Source organism: Streptomyces sp. NPDC059371 (assembly GCF_042751995.1).
In the GTDB taxonomy this organism is placed as follows: Bacteria; Actinomycetota; Actinomycetes; order Streptomycetales; family Streptomycetaceae; genus Streptomyces.
In genome coordinates, this window is record NZ_JBHYXD010000117.1 from 21,273 (window position 1) to 27,272 (window position 6,000).

Genomic DNA, 6,000 nt, shown 5'->3' on the forward strand with positions numbered 1-6,000 from the left:
GGCGCACTCTCAGGTTTAGCGTCCTCCACCAGGTGACCGGCTCCCCACCACCGTCCGGGCCAGGGACGGCAGTCGGACACCACCGCCGAGAAGGTCCGGCGGCGGCCCGCTCCCCCTGTGTGCGCCGCCGCCGGACATGTCACCGCTTGACCGCACCTCAGGGGCGGTCGCACGGAAGGATGTGGGCCCTCGTGGCAGCGCACCGCAAGGCCAGACAGCGCTCGGTCGGCGGAAACACGGCCCGCACAGCAGTCACCATCGCCCTCGCGGGCGCGGCGACGGCCACCGGCTTCGACGGGATCGGACACGCCGACCCCCAGCTCTCCCCGGCACAGGTGAAGGCCAGGGTCGACAAGCTGTACGAGGAGGCGGAGGCCGCCACCCAGAAGTACGACGGCGCCAAGGAGAAGGCCGGCCAGGCGGAGGCGAGGCTGAGCAAGCTCCGCGACGAGGCGGCCCGCCGGGAGGACCGGCTCAACTCGGCCAGGGACGCGCTGGGTTCGATGGCGGCGGCGCAGTACCGCAGCGGTGGGCTCGACCCCGTGGTGCAGCTCGCGCTCTCCGACCACCCCGATCAGTATCTGGACGGGGCCGCGCTCGCCGAGCGGGTCGGCACCCGGCAGTCGGCGGAGATCGCCGGGGTGCGCAAACAGCTCCGCGAGCTGGAGCAGTTGCGCGGGGCGGCGAACGTCGAACTGGCCAGGCTCAAGTCGCGGCAGACCGAGCTGAAGCAACACAAGAAGACGGTCAACGAGAAGCTCACCGCGGCACGCCGGCTGCTGGACCGCCTCACTCCGGAGCAGCGCACGCGGTACGCGGAACGAGGCGGCGCGAACGACCGGCAGCACGTCTCGCGCGACGCGTCGCGCGACCCCGCGCCGGTCGCGTCGCCCGGCACGTCCGACGCGTCCGGTGCCGCCGGAGCGGACACCGCGGCGGCGCCCAACTCCCGGGCGGCGGACGCCGTCGCGTACGCCTACGCGAAGCTCGGCAGCCCCTACGTCTGGGGCGCCACCGGTCCCAACGCGTTCGACTGCTCGGGGCTCGCCCAGGCCGCCTACCGTTCCGCGGGCGTCTCCCTGCCCCGCACGACCTATTCCCAGATCAACGCCGGCCGGCGGGTCACCCTCTCCGAACTCCAGCCCGGCGACCTGGTGTTCTTCTACGCGGGCATCACCCACGTGGGCATCTACATCGGCAACGGCCAGATGATCCACGCCCCGAATCCGTCGGCGCCGGTGCGGGTGGCCCCGATCAGCGAGATGCCCTTCGCGGGGGCCACCCGGGTCGCCTGAACCCCGGGGTCAGACCAGTCGCCTCGCCGTCGCCCAGCGGGTCAGCTCGTGCCGGTTCGAGAGCTGGAGCTTGCGCAGGACCGCCGAGACGTGCGACTCGACCGTCTTGACGGAGATGAAGAGCTGCTTGGCGATCTCCTTGTACGCGTACCCCCGGGCGATGAGGCGCAGGACCTCGCGCTCGCGCTGGGTGAGGCGGTCCATGTCCTCGTCGACGGGCGGGGCGTCGGTGGAGGCGAAGGCGTCGAGGACGAATCCGGCGAGGCGCGGGGAGAAGACCGCGTCGCCGTCCTGGACGCGGAAGACGGAGTCCACGAGATCCGTGCCCGTGATCGTCTTGGTCACGTATCCCCGGGCGCCGCCGCGGATCACGCCGATCACGTCCTCCGCCGCGTCCGACACGGACAGCGCGAGGAACCGGACCGGCCGCTCGGCGTCGGCCATCAACGGAGCGCAGCGGCGCAGTACTTCGACACCGCCGCCGCCGGGTAGGTGGACGTCGAGAAGGACGACCTCGGGGCGGGTGGCCGTGATGACCGTGACCGCCTGGTCGACGTCCGCGGCCTCACCGACCACCTCGACGCCGGTCCGCGCGGTCTCCCCGATCTCGGCCTGGACCCCCGTACGGAACATGCGGTGGTCGTCGACGAGCACCACGCGCACCCGGCGCCCGCCCTCGGCGTCGGCGCCCGCGGATGCGGTGGCACCGGAGGTATCCGCGGCCGAACCGCCGGACTCCACAGGCTCGTTCGTGTCGCTCATGACGTTTTCTCCGCCCTCTCCATCTCCAGCTCGACCTCCGTGCCGCCGTCCGGCACCGCGCGCAGTCGCGCCGTGCCGCCGTTGCGCTCCATGCGGCCGATGATCGATTCTCTGACGCCCATGCGGTCGGCGGGTATCGCGTCGAGGTCGAAGCCGGGGCCGCGGTCGCGGACGGACACGAAGACCGTCCTGCCCTCGACTTCGGCGTAGACCTGCACGGCGCCGCCCTCGCCACCGTACTTGGCCGCGTTCACCATCGCTTCCCTCGCCGCCTGCATCTGCGCGGTCAGCCGGTCGTCGAGCGGGCAGTCGCCCACGACGACGACCTCGATGGGGACGCCGTGCTTGTCCTCGACCTCGGCGGCATGGCCGCGGACCGCCTCGGCGAGGGTGGCGGGCTCCTCGTCCTCGTCCTTGCCGCTGCCGTCCGGTTTGTAGAGCCAGGCCCGCAGATCCCGCTCCTGGGCACGGGCCAGGCGGCGCACCTCGTTCGCGTTCTCCGCGTTGCGCTGGATCAGGGTGAGGGTGTGCAGCACGGAGTCGTGGACGTGGGCGGCGACTTCCGCCCGTTCCTGCGCACGGATGCGCATCAGGCGCTCCTCGGAGAGGTCCTGGGTCATCCGGATCAGATAGGGGCCGGCGAGCAGCGCGACACCGACGAGGACCGCGAGCGCCGCCTGGAGCACCGAGCCGAGGTGGGCCGCGGAGCCCTGGAGGACGAAGATTCCGGAGACGCCGGCGGTGACGAGGAGCACGCCCGCCGCGGACCGCAGCAGCGAGAGCGTACGGCGGCGGCGGCCGACCTCCGCCCAGCGGGCCCGCCGCGCGTTGTCCGCCTGGCGCCAGACCAGGGCGACGCCCGCGCCGACGAGGACCGTCGGCCACAGATACGCCTTCGTGCCGCCGCCGAGATTCACGTTGCCGACGAAGACCATGGCCACGACGACCATGAGGAGAAGGGCGACGATCTGGCCCTTGTCCGGCTTGCGGGCCACCAGTCTGCGCCGGCCGTCGGGCGAGGTCTCGGTGGTGAACGCCGGGGTACGGCCGGAGCCGACGCCGCCGACGCCGAGCGGCACGAAGAACCAGAACGCGGCGTACAGCAGCGCGCCCAGCCCGTCCGCCATGAACAGTCCGACGAACACCAGCCGCACCCAGACCACGGGCAGCCCGAGATGCCCGGCGAGCCCTCGCGCCACTCCCCCGAGCCAGCGTCCGTCGCTGCTTCGGTAGAGCTTGCGCGGGGGCCGCGGGTCGTCGGTGGGCAGGACTGCGGCTTCCGGCATGCCACCGATGTTCACACGCCCGGCGGAGCGGAGCATCAGGGTCGGCCCCGGATACTCCCCTGATCTTCGAGAACCGGCCTTCGAAGAGCCCCCGCCCTCCCCTTCCGGGCGGATATCAGGGTTCGGCCAGGGTCATCCCGACTGCCGCCGCGCCGTCCCGCCCGTCACCATGGACGCATGACAGATCAGCAGCACGCGGCGGCGGAGCCGGAGCCCGGCGCCGCTCCGGGTGACGAGCCGCGTGCTCACGGGGAAGCGGCCGCGGCACGGCCGGCGGACGCCGCCGCCGACGCCGCCTCCGAGGTACCGCACAGGTTCCGGCGCGACCGCCGGCAGAAGGTGCTCGGCGGGGTGTGCGCGGGGCTCGGCCGGCAGTGCGACATGGACCCGGTGATCTTCCGTATCGTGCTCGCGGTGCTCGCCGCGACCGGCGGCATCGGCCTCATCTTCTACGGCTTCGCGTGGCTCTTCGTCCCGTACGACGACGAAGAGGAGAACGAGGTCCGCAAGCTGCTCACCGGCCGTGTCGACGGTCCCGCGCTGACCGCCGTGCTCTTCGCGCTGGTCGGCTGCGGAGTGTTCCTGTCCATGCTCAAGAACGGCAGCGTGCTGACGTTCGCCGTCGTCCTGTCCCTGCTGCTGGCGGGTGCGGGCTACTGGTCGCAGAACCGCGGCGCCGCCGACCCGGACCCGCTGGCCGCGCAGGCCGCCGCCGACGCCCCGCCGGAGGCGAAGGCCCCGCCGGCCCCCGACTCCTATCCCTCGTGGTGGCGCGACCCGATCGTGAAGGACGGTTCGCACGTCGGCGGCACCGGCTACATGTGGGGTCCCGTGGAGACCCGGGACCGCGATGTCGCGGCCGCGCTCAACATCGCCCCCGGCACCTCACGCCCCTCCCCGCGGACGGAACGGGAGCGCGGACGGCGCGGTCCCCGCCCGATAGGCGGCCGCGTCTTCCTGCTCGCGCTCCTCGCGGGCGGCCTCACCACCAGCCTGAACTGGCACGACCAGGCGCTCGGCACCAGCCTCCAGGCCGGACTGGCCGCCGCGCTCATCGTGTTCGGCCTGGGCATCGCCGTGAGCTCGTTCCGCGGACGCACCGGCGCGGGAACGGTCTTCCTCGCGGTGATCACGGCCGGCCTCCTCGCGGCCTCCGCGGCCCTGCCGAAGGACATCGGCACGCACTGGGTGCGGACGTACTGGACCCCGGCGACCGTGGCCGACGTACGGCCGGGCTACGACCTGGGCACGGGGGTGGGCACCCTCGACCTCAGCCGGATCGACCTCGCCAAGGGGCAGACGGTGAAGACGAACGCCGAGGTGGGCGCGGGCCGGCTGAAGGTGATCGTCCCCAAGGACGCGACCGTGCGGCTGACCGTCGAGGTGGGCGTCGGGGACATCCAGCTTCCGGGCGACGACAAGAAGGACGTGGACGTGGAACCGGGCAAGCACAAGCAGGTGATCCTGCCGCCGGCGACGGGCGGCAAGGACGGCGGCATCTTCGACCTCGACCTCCAGGTCGGCGTCGGCCAGGCGGAGGTGGCCCGTGCCACGTCATGAGTTCCAGCCCGGAAAGCTCGTGGCGGGCCTGTTCCTCACCGCCGGGGGCATCGCCTACGCCGGAGACGCGGGCGGCTGGTGGGACACCGAGTGGTTCGCCATCATCCCCGTCGTCGTGGCCGGCCTCTGCCTGGCGGGCGCCGTGGCCTCCGTGAACCACGCCGTCCGCAGGCGCCGCGGGGCCCGGAGCCGCACCTGAACTCCCGCTCCACCGCCGCGGCTTCGTGCCGGCCCGCCGATCAGCCCTGTCGGGCTCAGTAGCCGGCCCGTTGCTGACGGCGGCGTTTGATCACGGCGTCCACCGACCAGTAGGACGCGCCGGCCAGCACCAGCGGCGTCCAGCAGAACAGGTACGGGAGGTCGTTGCCGTAGTAGTACGGGTCCGAGGCCCAGCTCACCGTCAGCCACAGGCTGAGCGAGATGAGGGCGCCGCCGAGCGCGGCGAGGCGGGCGAACAGGCCGATCAGGATGCCGATCCCGACGGCGAGCTCGCCGAACGCGATGGCGTAGCCGAAGCCGACGGGGTTCTTAAGCGACAGGTCGACGAGGGCCGGTATCGCGGAGGAATCACGCACCGTGCGCATCATGTCGCCGATCGAGCCTGAGCCGGAGGCCTTCATGAAGGCGCTGTCCGTGAGTTTGTCCAGGCCGGCGTAGATGAAGGTGACGCCCAGGAAGATCCGGAGTGGCAACAGGGCGTAGTGGGTCGCGGTCTCCCGCCAGTCCCGTCGCTCCCCCAGATACTGGGTGTGAGTATCCGTCCGCGTACCGTGAGTCATCGTTCTCCGCCACCTCTCACCCGCGTGCCGTTGACCACTCAACAGACCATACGTACGAATCGGTTCCCCGACTCAGCCAACGGAACCTTTTCCGGCCTCATCTCTCGGGATACCCCCCTGACCCCACCTCTCCCACCCACCCAAACCTTCCTTCGCCCCCTCCGCCCCTACCCTCCCCCAAGGTCTCGGCTTCGCTCGACCAGGGGGGACCCCCATCACCCCCGGGGCTCCGCCCCAGACCCCGCTCCTCAAACGCCGGAGGGGCTGAAATTTCGCACCCGCAGCCGGGATCCGGCGCGAGGGGACGTGCCGGTACAT

Annotated in this window: 6 protein-coding genes; 3 read left to right on the plus strand and 3 right to left on the minus strand. The window is 72.0% G+C overall.

Translation table 11 applies throughout. The annotated features are described in order from the left end of the window. Positions 1–191: 191 nt before the first annotated feature. Positions 192–1,295 (plus strand): NlpC/P60 family protein, encoded by a 1,104-nt coding sequence (locus ACFXGX_RS37950; RefSeq protein WP_384801256.1) that lies wholly within the window; start codon positions 192–194, stop codon positions 1,293–1,295. 9 nt (positions 1,296–1,304) lie between these two features. Here ACFXGX_RS37950 and ACFXGX_RS37955 read toward each other — a convergent pair whose 3' ends face one another. Both ACFXGX_RS37955 and ACFXGX_RS37960 read right to left on the minus strand, forming a co-directional pair. Beyond that, complete coding sequence (locus tag ACFXGX_RS37955) at positions 1,305–2,057, minus strand: LuxR C-terminal-related transcriptional regulator (RefSeq protein ID WP_384801258.1); 753 nt, start codon at positions 2,055–2,057, stop codon at positions 1,305–1,307. Beyond that, on the minus strand, positions 2,054–3,343 hold the full coding sequence (locus ACFXGX_RS37960; protein ID WP_384801261.1) for a PspC domain-containing protein: 1,290 nt from the start codon (positions 3,341–3,343) through the stop codon (positions 2,054–2,056). Before ACFXGX_RS37960 ends, ACFXGX_RS37955 begins: the two co-directional genes overlap by 4 nt. Positions 3,344–3,520: 177 nt before the next feature. On the opposite strand from ACFXGX_RS37960, the gene ACFXGX_RS37965 reads away from it, so the two are divergent. Together ACFXGX_RS37965 and ACFXGX_RS37970 are read left to right on the plus strand one after the other, a co-directional pair. Beyond that, positions 3,521–4,903 carry a PspC domain-containing protein gene (locus ACFXGX_RS37965; protein ID WP_384801264.1) on the plus strand — a complete coding sequence of 461 codons (1,383 nt, stop codon included), beginning with the start codon at positions 3,521–3,523 and terminating at the stop codon, positions 4,901–4,903. After that, on the plus strand, positions 4,890–5,102 hold the full coding sequence (locus ACFXGX_RS37970) for a hypothetical protein (RefSeq protein ID WP_384801267.1): 213 nt from the start codon (positions 4,890–4,892) through the stop codon (positions 5,100–5,102). The genes ACFXGX_RS37965 and ACFXGX_RS37970 overlap by 14 nt, the downstream gene beginning before the upstream one ends. Before the next feature lie 55 nt (positions 5,103–5,157). On the opposite strand, the gene ACFXGX_RS37975 is transcribed toward ACFXGX_RS37970, so the two are convergent. Continuing rightward, positions 5,158–5,682 (minus strand): DoxX family protein, encoded by a 525-nt coding sequence (locus ACFXGX_RS37975; RefSeq protein WP_384801271.1) that lies wholly within the window; start codon positions 5,680–5,682, stop codon positions 5,158–5,160. Positions 5,683–6,000: the final 318 nt, after the last annotated feature.